The 15929-nt window shown below is 57.5% G+C and carries 19 protein-coding genes; 17 read left to right on the top strand and 2 right to left on the bottom strand.

Annotation, left to right across the window (positions count from 1 at the left end):
• Positions 1–94 precede the first annotated feature (94 nt).
• A complete protein-coding gene (locus V0R60_RS12305) occupies positions 95–1402 on the bottom strand; it encodes an OprD family porin (RefSeq protein ID WP_136477777.1) in 1308 nt (435 codons plus the stop codon).
• 821 nt (positions 1403–2223) lie between these two features.
• On the opposite strand from V0R60_RS12305, the gene V0R60_RS12300 reads away from it, so the two are divergent.
• Complete coding sequence (locus V0R60_RS12300) at positions 2224–2649, top strand: HIT family protein (protein ID WP_136477776.1); 426 nt, start codon at positions 2224–2226, stop codon at positions 2647–2649.
• 3 nt (positions 2650–2652) lie between these two features.
• Positions 2653–2859 carry a SlyX family protein gene (locus V0R60_RS12295; RefSeq protein WP_136477775.1) on the top strand — a complete coding sequence of 69 codons (207 nt, stop codon included), beginning with the start codon at positions 2653–2655 and terminating at the stop codon, positions 2857–2859.
• A gap of 66 nt (positions 2860–2925) precedes the next feature.
• Here V0R60_RS12295 and V0R60_RS12290 read toward each other — a convergent pair whose 3' ends face one another.
• Positions 2926–3513 carry a cold-shock protein gene (locus V0R60_RS12290; protein ID WP_136477774.1) on the bottom strand — a complete coding sequence of 196 codons (588 nt, stop codon included), beginning with the start codon at positions 3511–3513 and terminating at the stop codon, positions 2926–2928.
• 320 nt (positions 3514–3833) lie between these two features.
• On the opposite strand from V0R60_RS12290, the gene V0R60_RS12285 reads away from it, so the two are divergent.
• The 15 genes from V0R60_RS12285 to ybgF all read left to right on the top strand — a co-directional run bounded on the left by V0R60_RS12285 (position 3834) and on the right by ybgF (position 15834).
• Positions 3834–4307, top strand: coding sequence for a Dps family protein (locus V0R60_RS12285; RefSeq protein WP_136479013.1), 474 nt, complete (start codon positions 3834–3836; stop codon positions 4305–4307).
• Positions 4308–4547: 240 nt separating this feature from the next.
• Positions 4548–4877: a ribbon-helix-helix domain-containing protein gene (locus V0R60_RS12280; protein ID WP_330079801.1), complete on the top strand. Its 330-nt coding sequence runs from the start codon at positions 4548–4550 to the stop codon at positions 4875–4877.
• 93 nt (positions 4878–4970) lie between these two features.
• A complete protein-coding gene (locus V0R60_RS12275) occupies positions 4971–5192 on the top strand; it encodes an FmdB family zinc ribbon protein (RefSeq protein ID WP_136477772.1) in 222 nt (73 codons plus the stop codon).
• A gap of 93 nt (positions 5193–5285) precedes the next feature.
• Positions 5286–7061: an aspartate--tRNA ligase gene (gene aspS, locus V0R60_RS12270; RefSeq protein ID WP_136479012.1), complete on the top strand. Its 1776-nt coding sequence runs from the start codon at positions 5286–5288 to the stop codon at positions 7059–7061.
• A 120-nt stretch (positions 7062–7181) separates the two neighbouring features.
• Positions 7182–7928 carry a YebC/PmpR family DNA-binding transcriptional regulator gene (locus V0R60_RS12265; protein WP_136477771.1) on the top strand — a complete coding sequence of 249 codons (747 nt, stop codon included), beginning with the start codon at positions 7182–7184 and terminating at the stop codon, positions 7926–7928.
• Positions 7929–8047: 119 nt separating this feature from the next.
• Positions 8048–8572 carry a crossover junction endodeoxyribonuclease RuvC gene (gene ruvC / locus V0R60_RS12260; RefSeq protein WP_330079800.1) on the top strand — a complete coding sequence of 175 codons (525 nt, stop codon included), beginning with the start codon at positions 8048–8050 and terminating at the stop codon, positions 8570–8572.
• A gap of 108 nt (positions 8573–8680) precedes the next feature.
• Positions 8681–9289: a Holliday junction branch migration protein RuvA gene (ruvA, locus tag V0R60_RS12255; protein ID WP_136477769.1), complete on the top strand. Its 609-nt coding sequence runs from the start codon at positions 8681–8683 to the stop codon at positions 9287–9289.
• The gene (gene ruvB / locus V0R60_RS12250; protein WP_136477768.1) at positions 9290–10345 is read left to right on the top strand and encodes a Holliday junction branch migration DNA helicase RuvB; all 1056 of its coding nucleotides are present in this window, start codon (positions 9290–9292) and stop codon (positions 10343–10345) included.
• A 125-nt stretch (positions 10346–10470) separates the two neighbouring features.
• Positions 10471–10926 (top strand): tol-pal system-associated acyl-CoA thioesterase, encoded by a 456-nt coding sequence (ybgC, locus tag V0R60_RS12245; protein ID WP_136477767.1) that lies wholly within the window; start codon positions 10471–10473, stop codon positions 10924–10926.
• Between the two features lie 2 nt (positions 10927–10928).
• Positions 10929–11624 (top strand): protein TolQ, encoded by a 696-nt coding sequence (tolQ, locus tag V0R60_RS12240; protein WP_128322363.1) that lies wholly within the window; start codon positions 10929–10931, stop codon positions 11622–11624.
• Positions 11625–11638: 14 nt separating this feature from the next.
• Complete coding sequence (gene tolR, locus V0R60_RS12235) at positions 11639–12091, top strand: protein TolR (RefSeq protein ID WP_136477766.1); 453 nt, start codon at positions 11639–11641, stop codon at positions 12089–12091.
• A complete protein-coding gene (tolA, locus tag V0R60_RS12230; protein WP_136477765.1) occupies positions 12091–13167 on the top strand; it encodes a cell envelope integrity protein TolA in 1077 nt (358 codons plus the stop codon). The genes tolR and tolA overlap by 1 nt, the downstream gene beginning before the upstream one ends.
• A gap of 47 nt (positions 13168–13214) precedes the next feature.
• The gene (tolB, locus tag V0R60_RS12225) at positions 13215–14465 is read left to right on the top strand and encodes a Tol-Pal system beta propeller repeat protein TolB (RefSeq protein ID WP_211201883.1); all 1251 of its coding nucleotides are present in this window, start codon (positions 13215–13217) and stop codon (positions 14463–14465) included.
• Between the two features lie 52 nt (positions 14466–14517).
• Complete coding sequence (gene pal, locus V0R60_RS12220; RefSeq protein WP_028943075.1) at positions 14518–15015, top strand: peptidoglycan-associated lipoprotein Pal; 498 nt, start codon at positions 14518–14520, stop codon at positions 15013–15015.
• A 6-nt stretch (positions 15016–15021) separates the two neighbouring features.
• The gene (gene ybgF, locus V0R60_RS12215; protein ID WP_136477763.1) at positions 15022–15834 is read left to right on the top strand and encodes a tol-pal system protein YbgF; all 813 of its coding nucleotides are present in this window, start codon (positions 15022–15024) and stop codon (positions 15832–15834) included.
• Positions 15835–15929: the final 95 nt, after the last annotated feature.

Below are 15929 nucleotides of genomic sequence, written 5' to 3'. Positions count from 1 at the left end.
CCGGAGCACGAAGGCGTTGTCAGCCCGGTTCAAGACAAGAAAAAGCCCGGCAGTGCCGGGCTTCTTCGTACTGGGAATACTGAAAGCCCGGGGCTTACAGGATGCTCAGCGGGTACTCGACGATCAGACGCAGCTCGTCGATCGATGGCGAACCGTAGTACACACCATCGCCGGAACGGTAGGTCGCTTGACGGACGCGGAAGCTCAGGTCCTTGGCAGCGCCTTCTTGCAGCACATACTTCACGTCGATGTCGCGTTCCCATTCCTTACCGTCGTCGGTGGTACGGGTCTTGGCATCGGTACCACGGGCGTAACGCGTCATGAAGGTCAGGCCAGGCACGCCGAACTCAGCGAAGTTCAGGTCGTAGCGGGCTTGCCAGGACTTTTCGTCTTCGGCGTTGAAGTCGGAACGGGCAATGGAGTTCGCCAGGAAGATCGAGCCACCACCGTCGATGCCGTAGGCATAGTCGCCGTCACCGCTCAGAGCCTGGTATGCCAGGGTGAAGGTATGAGCACCAATGTTGTAGGCGCCGGAAAGGCTGAACGCGGTGTTGTCGAGCTCGCCGCCGCGGGTGCGGTAAGCGCCGGTGCGGTTGTCGCCGATGGACTTGGTGTCATAGATGTTGAAGTCGAACACCAGGCCTTGGTTGTCGCTGATTGGCAGCGCCCAGTTGATGTTGCCGTACCATTTGCGGAAGTGGTCTTCTACATGAGAGTAGTAGACGCTGGAGCTGAGGTTGTCAGTGAGGGCGTAGGTGCCACCAATGACGTCGGCTTGGGTCAGACCAGGATTTTTGAGGCGGTCATCATCAAGGCCACCAATGCTGTCATGGTAGGACTGTGATTGCGCATTCAGCGCGGTGAAGCGACCAGCGTTCACCTCCAGGCCTTTGATTTCGTTGGTGGTCAGCAGGAAACCTTCAACGGTTTCAGGCAGCAGACGGCTGTCGTCTGTTGCCAGGACCGGCATGGCAGTGAACTGGGTGCCGTATTTCAGCACGGTGTCGGAGATGCGCATTTTGACTGCGCCGCCGCCTTCGGAGAACGAGTCTTCGGAGCGACCGTCGGAGCCGGTAGGGAATTGGCCGGTGCCGGCGCGACCTTTGCCGCTGTCCAGTTTCAGGCCGAGCATGCCGATCGCGTCAACACCAAAGCCTACAGTACCTTGAGTGAAGCCCGATTCGTAGGTGCCGAGAAAGCCCAGACCCGTTTCTTCAGCACGGCTTTGCTCGCTACTTGGAACGTTGCGGAAGTCACGGCTGAAATACAGCATCCGAGTTTTGACGCTCAGTTGGCTGTCTTCGATAAAGCCCTTGGATTCACTCTGAGAAGACGCAATTGCCATCTGCGAGGTGCCTGCTGCAACAGCCAGGGCGATCATGCTCCACTTCATCACGCGCATCGTGATTTGCTCCTTTGGTTTTTAGGAAGAGTACTGCCGTCGCCGATTGGTTTTTTTATGCGGCGCGGCTCTTTCTTTTTGTGTCGGCGGAAATGTATATCACGCTGACTGTAGTTGGCGATATGGGGATAAAGAACCTTTCGGTAACTTTATGGTCATGTCGCTAACGGTTAAGTCCCTGTCGCAAATCACGCCCCGGTTTTCGCGGGTCGTGCAACTCCAGTGCTGTTCCGAGCGGCTTAAGGATAGGTAAAAAACATCTAACCCCCACATCCCCGGAACTCCCTGGTTCACCCATGCAACTGTTGTTATTTGTCGCACTTCACCGCCTCCAGTGCAGGTGTCGTGCCGACTGTGGCGAAAGGGAATGCAACAAGCGTGCTCAAAATTCCGCACAGTTCACAAAATTTTCACAACGGCGCTAATCACAGGGCGAAAGCCCCGTAAATCCGGGGGCTAAGATCGGTTGGTTTGCTGGTCTGTGTCGTTCGGGAATAAGCGCAAAAGCTGTCCGTTAAGTCAAAGCGTTACCGTTAGAGTCGTGCGCTGAGTAGTTTGCGGATACTTTGAGTGCTGGCATCCGCAGCAGGGCCTCATTTTGGTGCGAAAAGTAGCGTTTACCAGGATGTCAGGCTGTTACCTGATTCGTTGCAGGGAGTCCGATGGCAAAAAAACGTTCAAAGCGGTGCGCTTCATGCTGATCTACCGGCTGTCCGGCGGTGCTCCAGCATGCAAACGGGGGTATCCTGCAGCATTAGGTCTGCGGCGCAGGGTTTGGCGGTGAGTGGACAAAGTATTAAACAGTTGTAGGAGATTCTCCCGTGTTTGAATTGGACCCACGCTTGCAGCAAGACACCTATGTGCTTGGGGACTTCCCCCTTTCGCGACTGTTGTTGAGCAAGGATGCCAACTACCCGTGGTTTATTCTGGTGCCGCGTCGCGCGGGTATCAGTGAGTTGTTTCAACTTGATGACAGCGAGCAGCAGCAATTGTGGAAAGAAACCACCGCGCTGGCTGAAACACTTAAAGACTGTTTTGCTGCCGACAAAATGAATGTTGCCACGCTTGGCAATGTCGTCAGTCAACTTCATATGCACGTTATAGTGCGCCGCCGTAATGATCCGGCCTGGCCTGCTCCGGTCTGGGGTAGCAAGCCGGCGACCGCTTATACTGCTGAACAAGTTGCAGGCATTCGCCAGCGACTGGCGACTGTTCTCGATGACAACTTCACATTCGCCGAGGCTTAAGACATGACACTCGAAGCGCGGGTAACAGAGTTGGAGAGCCGTTTGGCCTTCCAGGACGATACGGTGCAAACCTTGAACGATGTCCTGGTCGAACAGCAGCGGATTGTCGAGCGGTTGCAGTTACAGATGGCAGCGCTGCTCAAACGTTACGAAGAGATGGTCGGCCAGTATCAGAGCAGCGAGGAGGAAGCGCCGCCGCCACATTATTGATCGGCGCGCATCCCCAGGCATAAAAAAACCGCGGACGCTTTGGCTCCGCGGTTTTTTTCTGCTCGATCAGCGCCGTGGGGCGGCGATTACATCTTCTGCCTGCAGGCCTTTGTCGCGATTCATGACCGAAAACTCCACACGTTGGCCCTCGACCAGTACGCGGTGACCTTCGCCACGAATAGCGCGAAAGTGCACAAAGATGTCATCGCCAGAATCACGCGAGATGAAGCCGAAGCCTTTGGAAGTGTTGAACCACTTGACCGTCCCGGTATCACGGTTGGTCATGTCGTATTGAGGGGCCTGGCTACGGGCACTGCCGGTTTTGAGGAAGCCGGCAACCAAATGCACCACTACGGCCAGCAGGGCACAGCCCAGGGCTGGCAGGTTGCCCAGCTCCGGGCGGGCCAGCAGGGTAAGCGTCTGTAACACCACTGCCAGCACCAGCAAGACGCTCGCCAGGCGTTGCAGGTGGAGGCGGGCACCTTTGTAGTAATGGGGTACTACGGGAGCGAGGAGCAGGTTAAGCAAACCGAAAAGTGCCAGGTAAACGGCTTCCGGTTGTTGCAGCAGCGGTTGCGCATCAGTTCTGAGGCTGGGAATGAAGGACAGCAGCAAAGCTGCAGCGCCCGTCAAAAGGTGGACGATTTTGAACATGTTGGTTGGCTCACATTTATAAGGCACATCACAGGAAGAGCTGACATCACGGCGCGCATTGGGTTGAGAAGCGCAAAAACGTGAGAAAAGGTCAGCCTATGCGCCCCTGCATTAACAATCGTCAGAGACGGCACGCCGCCTATTTAACAGCAAAGCCGGGGGCTTCTCAAATCATAGGCCCGCCGTGTGTCGCTTGCCTTGGATCAAGGTCTCGCTGCCTGCAGCCAGCGGTCGCAAGTCTCTGGCTGCAGGCGGTGACGAGTCTTGATACAGTGGGGCGTACCTGCTTGATCATCAAACATCATGGAAAGGGGAATCGCATGGCTATTGATATCGGTATTAGCGAAGAAGATCGCAAGTCTATCGTCGATGGATTGTCGCGACTCTTGTCGGATACTTATGTACTTTACCTGAAGACTCATAACTTTCACTGGAACGTGACCGGTCCGGCTTTTCGGACATTGCACTTGATGTTCGAAGAGCAATATAACGAACTGGCGTTGGCGGTTGATTCCATTGCAGAACGAATTCGCGCTTTGGGTTTCCCGGCGCCGGGTGCTTATTCCATTTATGCACGCCTGTCTTCGATCAAGGAAGAGGAAGGCGTGCCGGCAGCCGATGAAATGATCAAGCAACTGGTTGAAGGGCAGGAGGCCGTGACCCGCACAGCCCGGGGTATTTTCCCGCTGCTGGACAAGGTCAGCGACGAGCCCACCGCAGACCTTTTGACCCAGCGCATGCAGGTGCACGAGAAAACGGCGTGGATGCTGCGCTCGTTGCTTGAAGGCAAGTAATCTCACGCCCTTCAAACAGTTGGTAGCCAGCGCCCGAACCACGATGTTCGGGCGTTTTGTTTGGTGGGGAAGTAGTTCTGTTCTTACATGATTCTTCGCAGGTTATCGAGGAATCCTACAATTAGAGTGAGTGGGTCTGCTGGATTCAATGCGCGGGTGCAGTGCTTATTAGGGTTCATCTTCAGGTAATAGCGATTGCCCGGAGTTGTTTCCCCGATAGTTAAAGTGCGTGGTGCTTGTATGTCTTCATGGATGAATCGTGTGGGGCGCGTGGCGGGCGATACCGGTACAGAGGGTATCGATCCGTTCGAGGCGGACTTCAATATGGGCCTGGCACAGCCATTGTCACGCTCGGTGCGACTGAACGGATTTGCCACTTGTCTGCGTCTGGAGGAAATCTACTGGCACGTGCTTGAACGGATTGCCCAGGCAAACCATTGCTCGGTCAACGCCGTGCTGTCCTACGTGGATCGCGAGGTGCACCTGCGTCATGGCGGGGTAAAAAATTTCAGTGGCCTGATTCGGGTGGTCTGTGTGGTCTATCTGCTGGGCACCCAGGTGGCACGCTAGTCGGTTGTCGGGCTGCACAGCACTCCTTAACCATATATAATCCCGCTCTTTACTGCCTGAACCCGCCCGCGCTGTGGTTAACGAGACACACTTATGCCCCTGTACGACTATCAATGTGCTTCCTGCGATCACCAGATGGAAGTCCTTCAGAAGATCAGCGCAGAGCCGCTGAGCGATTGCCCGGCCTGTCAAAAGCCGGCGCTGAAGAAGCTGATCTCCGCACCGGGGTTCCGTCTGGGCGGTACAGGCTGGTACGAAACCGACTTCAAGACCGGTGCAAAGAAGAATCTTGCGGGCGGCGACAAAGCCGACTGAGTTGAATGCACCGGCCGGGTCTTGCACTATTAGCCTTTTGTGGCGCCAAGACCTCCACTGAACACACGAATGACGAGAAGCGAAACCACCATCATGATGCGCAGCCATTATTGCGGCCAACTGAACGAGAACCTGGAAGGTCAGGAAATTACCCTTTGCGGATGGGTCCATCGTCGCCGCGACCACGGCGGGGTGATTTTCCTCGATATCCGTGACCGCGAAGGCATGGCCCAGGTCGTATTCGACCCGGATCGCGCAGACAGCTTTGCTGCCGCCGATCGCGTGCGTAGCGAGTACGTGGTGCAGATCACCGGTAAGGTACGCCCACGTCCAGCGGGCGCTGTGAATGCCAATATGGCGTCCGGTGCCATCGAAGTGCTGGGTTATGAGTTGACCGTCCTGAACGAAGCGGAAACCCCGCCGTTCCCGCTCAACGAGTACTCCGACGTCGGCGAAGAGACCCGCCTGCGCTATCGCTTCATCGACCTGCGTCGCCCGGAAATGGCCGAGAAGCTGCGTCTGCGCTCGCGGATCACCACCAGCATCCGTCGCTTCCTCGATGAAAACGGCTTCCTCGATGTTGAAACACCAATCCTCACCCGTGCCACTCCGGAAGGCGCGCGTGACTACCTGGTGCCGAGCCGTACCCACGCTGGCAGCTTCTTCGCACTGCCGCAATCGCCGCAGCTGTTCAAGCAATTGCTGATGGTCGCGGGCTTTGACCGCTACTACCAGATCGCCAAGTGCTTCCGCGATGAAGACCTGCGTGCCGATCGTCAGCCAGAGTTCACCCAGATCGACATCGAGACCAGCTTCCTCGATGAGTCCGAGATCATGGGCCTGACCGAGAGCATGATCCGCAAGCTGTTCAAGGAAGTCCTGGACCTGGAGTTCGGTGAATTCCCGCACATGACCTTCGAAGAAGCCATGCGCCGCTACGGCTCCGACAAACCAGACCTGCGTAACCCGCTGGAACTGGTTGATGTTGCCGATCAGCTCAAGGACGTAGAGTTCAAGGTCTTCAGTGGCCCGGCCAACGATCCGAAGTGCCGTGTTGCCGCCCTGCGCGTTCCTGGCGCTGCCAGCATGCCGCGCAGCCGCATCGACGAGTACACCAAGTTCGTCGGCATCTATGGTGCCAAGGGCCTGGCGTACATCAAGGTCAACGAGCGCGCCAAAGGCGTTGAAGGTCTGCAATCGCCAATCGTCAAGAACATCCCTGAAGCCAACCTCAATGTGATTCTCGATCGCGTTGGCGCGGTCGACGGCGACATCGTGTTCTTCGGCGCCGATAAAGCCAAGATTGTCAGCGAAGCACTGGGTGCACTGCGGATCAAGGTCGGCAACGACTTCAACCTGCACACCTGCGAGTGGGCCCCGATGTGGGTTGTCGACTTCCCGATGTTCGAAGAGAACGACGACGGCAGCTTCACTGCCCTGCATCACCCGTTCACAGCGCCCAAGTGCACGCCTGAAGAGCTGGCGGCCAACCCGGCCACCGCGCTGTCGCGTGCTTACGACATGGTCCTCAACGGTACTGAGCTGGGTGGCGGTTCGATCCGTATCCACCGCAAGGAAATGCAACAGGCGGTCTTCCGCTTGCTGGGTATCGAGGCAGCAGAACAGGAAGAGAAGTTCGGCTTCCTGCTCGACGCTCTGAAGTTCGGTGCACCGCCGCATGGTGGCCTGGCTTTCGGTCTGGACCGTCTGGTCATGCTGATGACTGGCGCCCAGTCGATTCGTGAAGTGATCGCCTTCCCGAAAACCCAGAGCGCCGCTTGTGTCATGACTCAGGCGCCTGGCCTGGTCGATGCGAAGGCTCTGCGCGAGTTGCACATCCGTCTGCGTGAACAGCCCAAGGCTGAGTAAGTAGACCCCGGGCGCATCCAAATGGATGCGCCTTTGCGTTAAGCGGTACGGAATTTATTGTTCCTGCCCGATTGTTGTCGGGCAGGGGCGTGGCATTGTTTCAAAGGATTCGGAGTCGTTATGGCTGGTCATTCCAAATGGGCAAACATCAAGCACCGCAAAGAGCGTCAGGACGCCAAGCGGGGCAAGATCTTCACCAAGTGGATTCGTGAGCTGACCGTTGCTGCCAAGCAGGGCGGCGGTGATCCGGGCACCAACCCGCGTCTGCGTCTGGCGCTGGACAAGGCGTTGGGTGCCAACATGAGCCGCGACATCATCGACCGGGCCATTGCCCGCGGTGCTGGTGCGACCGAGGCCGATAACGTTGAAGAGCTCAGCTACGAAGGCTATGGCCCTGGTGGCGTGGCGATCATGGTCGAGGCCATGACCGATAACCGCAACCGTACCGCAGCTGCCGTGCGCCATGCCTTCAGCAAATGTGGCGGCAACCTGGGTACTGACGGTTCCGTGGCCTACCTGTTCGAGCGTAAAGGACAGATCAGTTTTGCCGCTGGGGTCGACGAAGATGCGTTGATGGAAGCGGCAATGGAAGCCGACGCTGACGACGTGGTCAGCAACGAAGATGGCTCCTTTGATGTCTTCACCTCGTTTGCCGGCTTCTATGCCGTGCGCAATGCCTTGGAAGAAGCAGGGTTCAAGGCGGCGGACGCCGAAATTGTCATGCAGCCGACCACCAGTGCCGAACTGGACCTCGAGGGTGCGCAAAAGGTGCTCAAGCTGATCGATATGCTGGAAGATCTGGACGACGTACAGAACGTCTACTCCAATGCTGAGATCCCCGATGAGGTCATGGAGCAACTGGGTTAACTCGCTTCCAGCCGATTTTCTCCAAGCCGGGTCTGCTTGCAGGTGTACTGTACCTGCAAGCAGATCCGGCTTCTGTCTTTACAACGACGCCTAAGCGCGTCATTGAGTATGCAGGCGTTATGACTCTGATTCTTGGCATCGACCCGGGCTCGCGCATTACAGGCTACGGTGTGGTGCGCCAGGGGCCCCGGGGCTGTGAGTATGTGGCATCCGGGTGCATTCGAACCGGTAGCGGCGAGTTGCCCGAGCGCTTGCAGATAGTCTTTCGCGGGGTGCGCGAAATCATCAGCCAGTACGGGCCGGTAACCATGGGGATCGAGCGAGTGTTCATGGCCCGCAACGCCGATTCAGCGCTTAAATTGGGGCAGGCCCGCGGCGCCGCTATCGTGGCGGCCATCGAGGAGGGGCTGGAGATTGCCGAGTACAGTGCGACCCAGGTCAAGCAAGCGGTTGCCGGTACCGGTGGCGCTAATAAGGAGCAGGTGCAGATGATGGTTATGCACTTGCTCAAGTTGACCAAAAAGCCGCAGATCGATGCTTCCGATGCCCTGGCCATCGCCCTGTGCCATGCCCATACTCGCTCCAGCTTGTTACCCCATGGGCTTTCCACTGCACGAAGCCGTAGCGGACGTCTGCGGCTCTGATAGCATCATGCGCTGAAACAAATTTTGACCGGGCAATGCCATCGGCCATTGCATTTGCTGTTAGGGTTGGTCGGTTGTTTGCCGGCGCCCATGAGGAAGGATTGCAACGTGATTGGACGTTTGCGCGGTACATTGGCTGAAAAGCAGCCGCCGCACCTGATTGTTGATGTCAATGGCCTGGGCTATGAGCTCGAAGTGCCCATGACAACCTTGTATCGTTTGCCCAAGATTGGCGAAGCGGTAACGTTGCACACCCACCTGGTGGTGCGTGAGGACGCTCATCTGCTCTACGGCTTTCATGAAAAGCGCGAGCGCGAACTGTTCCGTGAATTGATCCGCCTCAACGGCGTAGGTCCCAAATTGGCCCTGGCGTTGATGTCGGGCCTTGAGGTCGACGAACTGGTGCGCTGTGTTCAGGCGCAGGATACGTCGGCGTTGGTCAAGGTACCAGGTGTCGGCAAGAAGACTGCCGAGCGCCTGCTGGTCGAGCTTAAAGACCGCTTCAAAGCCTGGGAAACCTCTCCTGCCATGTTCGCCCTGGTGCCCAATGGACCAGCGCCTGTGGCCAGTGTGTCCAGCGCCGAAGCCGATGCCGTCAGCGCGCTGATTTCCCTGGGCTACAAACCCCAGGAAGCCAGCAAGGCGGTGGCTGCTGTCGATGCCAAGGGTTTGAGCAGCGAAGAACTGATCCGCCGCAGCCTGAAGGGAATGATCTAAGTGATTGAAGCTGATCGGCTGATAGCCGCCACCGGGCGTGACCGCGAAGAGGTCCAGGATCGGGCGATTCGCCCGCTGCGTCTGGCCGAATACATTGGTCAGCCAGTGGTGCGCGAGCAGATGGCCCTGTTCATTCAGGCGGCGCGCGGACGCAGCGAGTCGCTGGATCACACGCTGATCTTCGGCCCGCCGGGGTTGGGCAAGACCACCCTGGCCAACATCATCGCGCAAGAAATGGGCGTATCGATCAAGAGCACTTCGGGCCCGATTCTGGAACGACCAGGCGACCTGGCGGCATTGCTGACCAATCTCGAACCTCACGATGTGTTGTTCATCGATGAGATCCATCGCCTGTCACCGATTGTCGAAGAAGTGCTGTACCCGGCCATGGAAGATTTCCAGCTGGACATCATGATTGGCGAGGGACCGGCAGCCCGTTCCATCAAGCTCGACCTACCGCCTTTCACCCTGGTCGGCGCCACCACGCGGGCCGGCATGCTGACCAACCCGTTGCGTGACCGTTTCGGTATTGTCCAGCGCCTGGAGTTCTACAACACTGAAGACCTGGCCACTATCGTCAGCCGCTCCGGTGGCATTCTCGGTTTGCCGATCGAAGATGAAGGGGCTTTCGAGATCGCTCGCCGGGCGCGAGGTACGCCACGCATTGCCAACCGCCTGCTGCGTCGGGTGCGAGACTTTGCCGAGGTTCGGGGCAAGGGGCATATCACCAAGCCGATCGCCGACATGGCGCTGAACCTGCTAGATGTCGACGAACGTGGTTTCGATCATCAGGACCGTCGCCTGCTGCTGACCATGATTGAAAAATTCGACGGCGGGCCCGTCGGGGTCGACAGCCTGGCTGCAGCCATCAGTGAAGAGCGCCACACCATCGAGGATGTACTGGAGCCCTACCTTATTCAGCAGGGCTACATCATGCGTACGCCGCGAGGCAGGGTGGTAACCCGGCATGCTTATCTGCATTTTGGCCTGAACATCCCGAACAGACTGGGTGAGTCGGTCTCTGCCGAAGGTTTTTCTGCCCAGCCCGATGAATGACAGATTTATCTGGTGTTTTCGTGGTCCTATCGGCTGTCATGGAAGGACCACGCTGGCAATACGACATAATCAATGAAAAACAGTTGCTGGGGCGGATTGGCAAGCTGAGGAGTAAGCACTAGAGTATGCGCGCGCAAAATGGGCTTGAGTCGTTCGCACACCGTTGTCGGGTCTATTACGAAGACACTGATGCGGGCGGCGTGGTGTATTACGTCAATTACCTGAAATTCATGGAGCGTGCCCGCACCGAGCGGTTACGCGCCCTGGGCTTTGCCCAGTCGGCATTGGCGCAGGACAACCTGCTGTTCGTTGTTCACTCCAGCGAAGCGCGCTATCACGCGCCTGCGCGGTTGGACGACGAGTTGCGGGTTACCGCGCAAGTGCTTGAGTTGAACCGTGCCAGCCTGCGATTCGTGCAGCAGGTATGGCGCGAAAAAGATGCAACGCTGCTCTGCGAAGGGCAGTTCCTGGTGGCCTGTGTGCGCGCCGATACTTTCAAACCCCGGGCCATTCCCCCAGCGCTGCGAACGGCATTCGCCGAGGCGGGCGATCCGGGTACTCATTCAAATGCAGGAGATTAAGCGTGGAAGCTAACGTCGTCGACCATACCTCCATGTGGAGCCTGGTCAGCAATGCCAGCATCGTGGTGCAGCTGGTTATGCTGGTTCTGGTTGCCGCATCGGTAACGTCATGGATCATGATTTTTCAGCGCAGCACCATGCTGCGTGCCGGTCGTCGAGCGCTGGACAGCTTCGAAGAACGTTTCTGGTCGGGTATCGACCTGTCCAAGCTGTACCGTCAGGCGGGCAGCAACCCCGACCCGGATTCGGGTGTCGAGCAGGTATTTCGTGCCGGCTTCAAGGAGTTCTCACGCCTGCGCCAGCAGCCAGGTGTTGACCCAGATGCGGTGATGGAAGGTGTCGGTCGTGCCATGCGCGTCGCCATTTCCCGCGAAGAAGAGAAGCTTGAGCAGAGCCTGCCGTTTCTGGCCACTGTCGGTTCCACCAGCCCGTATATCGGTCTGTTCGGTACCGTGTGGGGCATCATGAACTCCTTCCGCGGTCTGGCCAGCGCCCAGCAAGCCACCCTCGCCACTGTGGCTCCGGGTATTGCCGAAGCACTGATCGCTACCGCGATCGGTCTGTTCGCTGCAATTCCAGCGGTTATCGCCTACAACCGCTTCGCGGCCCGCAGTGAAGTCTTGATCGGCCGTTACTACACGTTCGCCGACGAGTTCCAGGCCATTTTGCACCGTAAAGTGCACACCAGCGAAGAGTGATCAGGTAAAAGCCCATGGCCCGAGTTCGCCACAAACGCAAGCCGGTCGCCGAGATGAACGTGGTGCCTTACATCGACGTGATGTTAGTACTGCTGGTCATTTTCATGGTGACCGCACCGATGCTCAACCAGGGCGTGAAGGTTGATCTGCCCAAGGTTTCCAGTGAAGCCTTGCCGCAGGACAACAACGTCCAGGTCCTGACTATTTCGATCAAGGCTGACAAGACCTATTACTGGAACCTTGGCAGTGAAGTCGACACCGACAAGCAAATGGACAAGGCCATGACCTTGCCGCAGATGACCGACGCGGTGACCAAGATCATCGCTGCCGGCCGTGACCAGGGCAAACAGACCCAGGTCTTCATTCGTGGCGACAAAACTGTCGACTACGGCGCGGTCATGGGTGCCATGGGCGGGTTGCAAAAGGCAGGTGTCGGTAACGTTGGCCTGATTACCGAGGCGCCCTGATGCAACAGCGAGAGCCATCCGCCTCGGAAAGCTATTTCTGGCCCAGTGTCTGGGCCATTGCGCTGCACGTTCTGGTGTTCGGCATGCTGTTCGTCAGTTTTGCCATGACGCCGGAGCTGCCGCCGGCCAAGCCTATTGTTCAGGCAACCCTGTACCAGCTGAAATCGAAAAGTCAGGCCACCACCCAGACCAATCAGAAGATTGCGGGTGAAGCGAAGAAAACCGCTTCGCGCCAGACCGAAGTCGAGCAGATGGAACAGAAGAAGGTCGAGCAGCAAGCAGTAAAAGCTGCGGAACAAAAGAAAGAAGAAGCTGCTCAAAAGGCGGAAGAAGCGCGCGCCGAAGCCGAAGCGAAAAAGGCCGAACAAGCCAAGCAGGCAGAGGAAGCGAAGAAAACAGCCGAGGCCAAGAAAGCCGAGGAGGCCAAGAAGGCCGCCGAGAAACAACAGGCTGACATCGCCAAGAAGAAGGCTGAAGAGGAAGCCAAGAAAAAGGCTAACGAAGAGGCCAAGAAGCAGGCGGCTGAAGAAGCCAAGAAAAAAGCAGCCGAGGACGCCAAGAAAAAGGCAGCCGAGGATGCCAAGAAAAAAGCAGTAGCCGAGGAAGCAAAGAAAAAGGCTGCTGAAGACGCCAAGAAGAAAGCTGCAGCTGATGCGGCCAAGAAGAAGGCGCAGGATGCGGCCCGCAAGGCAGCAGAAGACAAGAAAGCCCAGGCCCTGGCCGAGCTTCTGTCCGACACTACCGAGCGGCAACAGGCATTGGCTGACGAGCAAGGTGACCAGGTTGCCGGCGATTTCGACGACCTGATCCGTGCACGTGCGGCCGAGGGCTGGGCGCGTCCACCTTCTGCGCGCAAGAACATGACGGTGGTTCTGCAGATCGGCATGCTGCCCGATGGCACCATTACTTCGGTGAGCGTAGCTCGCTCCAGTGGCGATGGTCCGTTCGACAGCTCGGCAGTTGCCGCGGTCAAGAACATTGGTCGGTTAACCGAAATGCAGGGCTTGAAACCGAGCGAATTCAATCCCTATCGTTCATTCAAGATGACATTCACACCTGAGGATCTAGCCTTGTGATTAAACTTCTTCGAGGACTGCTGGTTGTTCTCTGCTGCGTAGCAGGAATGGCCGTGGCAGAAGAAAAGAACATCCTGGTCACCAGCGGCAGTGATCGCGCCACCCCTATCGCGGTCGTACCGTTCGGTCTGCAGGGCGGTAGCGTGCTGCCTGAAGACATGGCCGACATTATCGGTAATGACCTGCGCAACTCCGGTTATTACTCGCCGATTCCGCGCCAGAACATGATCAGCCAGCCTAGCCAGGCCAGCGAAGTCATCTTCCGTGACTGGAAAGCCCTGGGTGCCCAGTACGTCATGGTCGGCAGCATCGTTCCGGCTGGCGGTCGCCTGCAGGTGCAGTACGCACTGTTCAACGTCGCGACCGAGCAGCAAGTGCTGACCGGTAGCGTCTCGGGCAGCGTCGATCAATTGCGCGACATGTCGCACTACATTGCCGACCAGTCGTTCGAGAAACTCACCGGTATCAAGGGTGCGTTCTCTACCCGCATGTTGTACGTCACGGCCGAGCGCTTCTCCACCAACAATACGCGCTACACCCTGCAGCGTTCGGACTACGACGGTGCCCGCGCCGTTACCCTGCTGCAATCGCGTGAGCCTATCCTGTCGCCGCGGTTTGCGCCTGATGGCAAGCGTATTGCCTATGTCTCGTTCGAGCAGAAGCGTCCGCGTATCTTCGTTCAGCACATCGATACTGGTCGTCGTGAGCAGATCACCAACTTCGAAGGCCTGAACGGTGCACCGGCGTGGTCGCCTGACGGTTCGCGCCTGGCGTTCGTGCTGTCCAAGGACGGCAACCCTGACATCTATGTAATGAACATGGGTTCGCGCCAACTGTCTCGTGTTACTGCAGGTCCGGGTATCAATACCGAACCGTTCTGGGGTAAAGATGGTTCGACCATCTACTTTACTTCCGACCGTGGTGGTAAACCGCAAATCTATAAAACCAATGTTTCGGGCGGTGGCGCCGAGCGTGTAACTTTTGTAGGAAACTACAACGCCAACCCTAAACTTTCTGCGGATGAAAAGACCTTGGTGATGATTCATCGCCAACAAGGTTTCACCAACTTCAAGGTGGCTGCACAAGATTTGCAGCGCGGTAGTGTAAAGATTCTCTCTGAAACAAGTCTTGATGAGTCTCCTACTGTTGCGCCCAACGGCACCATGCTAATCTACGCCACCCGCCAGCAGGGCCGGGGAGTCTTGATGCTCGTCTCTCTCAACGGACGCGTGAGGCTCCCGCTTCCTACCGCTCAAGGCGAAGTCAGAGAACCGTCCTGGTCCCCTTACCTGAACTGACGCGGCGCTTTACGTTGTACTTAACACATTGGGGTTCATTAGGAGTTTCACGATGGAAATGCTGAAGTTTGGTAAGTTTGCTGCGCTGGCTCTGGCCATGGCCGTAGCTGTAGGTTGCTCTTCGAAAGGCGGCGACGACGCTGGTCAAGGCGCTGTTGACCCTAACGCTGGCTACGGTGCCAACACTGGCGCTGTTGACGGCAGCCTGAGCGAAGAAGCTGCTCTGCGCGCAATCACCACCTTCTACTTCGAATACGACAGCTCGGACCTGAAGCCAGAAGCCATGCGCGCTCTGGACGTTCATGCCAAGGACCTGAAAGGCAACGGCGCTCGCGTCGTGCTGGAAGGTAACACCGACGAGCGTGGTACTCGCGAATACAACATGGCTCTGGGCGAGCGTCGTGCGAAAGCCGTTCAACGCTACCTGGTTCTGCAAGGCGTCTCTCCTGCTCAGCTGGAACTGGTTTCCTACGGCGAAGAGCGTCCAGTTGCTACCGGCAACGACGAGCAGTCCTGGGCTCAAAACCGTCGCGTCGAACTGCGTAAGTAATTCGATATGCGAACGTGCCGTCGTGCTCTAACCGTCCTGGCGCTCAGCCTGCCACTCGTGGCCTGGGCTGAGGTTCCTGTTGTTGATGACAACGCTGGCTATAGCGGCGCAAGCAGCTATCCGCCATCGGGTTATGGTACGAACGGCGCCTACGCCGGGGGAGGGGTTACCGCCCCTGCCTCGGCGCAGGGTCAGCTGTTCATGCAACTGCAGCAAATGCAGGATCAGCTATCGCGTCAACAAGGCATCATCGAAGAGTTGCAAAACGATGTTGCGCGCATGAAACAGGAAAGCCTGGAGCGATACCAGGACCTGGATCGGCGTATTGGAACCGGCGCTCCTGCCGAGGCTCCACAGAATTCTTCCGCGGGTGGCGAAGCCGCCGGCGCCGCTGCAGGGGCTGCCGCTGCGCAGCAACCAGCAGCCAGCAGCGAACCTGGTGATCCGGCCAAAGAAAAGCTCTACTACGATGCTGCTTTCGACCTGATCAAAGCCAAGGATTTCGACAAGGCCAGCCAGGCGTTCAACGCCTTTCTGCGCAAGTACCCCAACAGTCAGTACGCCGGCAATGCCCAGTACTGGTTGGGTGAAGTGAACCTGGCCAAGGGTGATCTGCAAGCTGCAGGGCAAGCCTTTGCCAAGGTCAGCCAGCTGTATCCCAAGCACAACAAAGTGCCGGATTCGCTGTACAAGCTGGCCGATGTAGAGCGCCGCCTGGGCCACACCGACCGGGTCAAGGGCATTTTGCAACAGGTCATCACCCAGTACCCGGGTACCTCCGCAGCACAGCTCGCTCAGCGCGATCTGCAAAAGCTCTAAACCAGCTGTTTCAAAAGAAACCCGCGCTTGCCGCGGGTTTTTTCGTTAGAATCTCTGCCCTTTTATTGAACTACGCTGCTGAAAACTACGCGATG

It is taken from the genome of Pseudomonas auratipiscis (genome assembly GCF_036324085.1).
GTDB lineage: Bacteria > Pseudomonadota > Gammaproteobacteria > Pseudomonadales > Pseudomonadaceae > Aquipseudomonas > Aquipseudomonas auratipiscis.
This window is presented reverse-complemented; position numbering and strand designations above follow the sequence as displayed.

Coding starts and splice junctions, on each gene's coding strand:
- V0R60_RS12265 (WP_136477771.1), top strand. CDS start 7,182: ATGGCTGGTCATTCCAAATGGGCAAACATCAAGCACCGCAAAGAGCGT.
- V0R60_RS12280 (WP_330079801.1), top strand. CDS start 4,548: ATGTCTTCATGGATGAATCGTGTGGGGCGCGTGGCGGGCGATACCGGT.
- ybgC (WP_136477767.1), top strand. CDS start 10,471: ATGCGCGCGCAAAATGGGCTTGAGTCGTTCGCACACCGTTGTCGGGTC.
- V0R60_RS12275 (WP_136477772.1), top strand. CDS start 4,971: ATGCCCCTGTACGACTATCAATGTGCTTCCTGCGATCACCAGATGGAA.
- V0R60_RS12305 (WP_136477777.1), bottom strand. CDS start 1,402: ATGCGCGTGATGAAGTGGAGCATGATCGCCCTGGCTGTTGCAGCAGGC.
- tolA (WP_136477765.1), top strand. CDS start 12,091: ATGCAACAGCGAGAGCCATCCGCCTCGGAAAGCTATTTCTGGCCCAGT.
- V0R60_RS12290 (WP_136477774.1), bottom strand. CDS start 3,513: ATGTTCAAAATCGTCCACCTTTTGACGGGCGCTGCAGCTTTGCTGCTG.
- V0R60_RS12285 (WP_136479013.1), top strand. CDS start 3,834: ATGGCTATTGATATCGGTATTAGCGAAGAAGATCGCAAGTCTATCGTC.
- ruvC (WP_330079800.1), top strand. CDS start 8,048: ATGACTCTGATTCTTGGCATCGACCCGGGCTCGCGCATTACAGGCTAC.
- V0R60_RS12295 (WP_136477775.1), top strand. CDS start 2,653: ATGACACTCGAAGCGCGGGTAACAGAGTTGGAGAGCCGTTTGGCCTTC.
- aspS (WP_136479012.1), top strand. CDS start 5,286: ATGATGCGCAGCCATTATTGCGGCCAACTGAACGAGAACCTGGAAGGT.
- pal (WP_028943075.1), top strand. CDS start 14,518: ATGGAAATGCTGAAGTTTGGTAAGTTTGCTGCGCTGGCTCTGGCCATG.
- tolR (WP_136477766.1), top strand. CDS start 11,639: ATGGCCCGAGTTCGCCACAAACGCAAGCCGGTCGCCGAGATGAACGTG.
- ybgF (WP_136477763.1), top strand. CDS start 15,022: ATGCGAACGTGCCGTCGTGCTCTAACCGTCCTGGCGCTCAGCCTGCCA.
- tolB (WP_211201883.1), top strand. CDS start 13,215: ATGGCCGTGGCAGAAGAAAAGAACATCCTGGTCACCAGCGGCAGTGAT.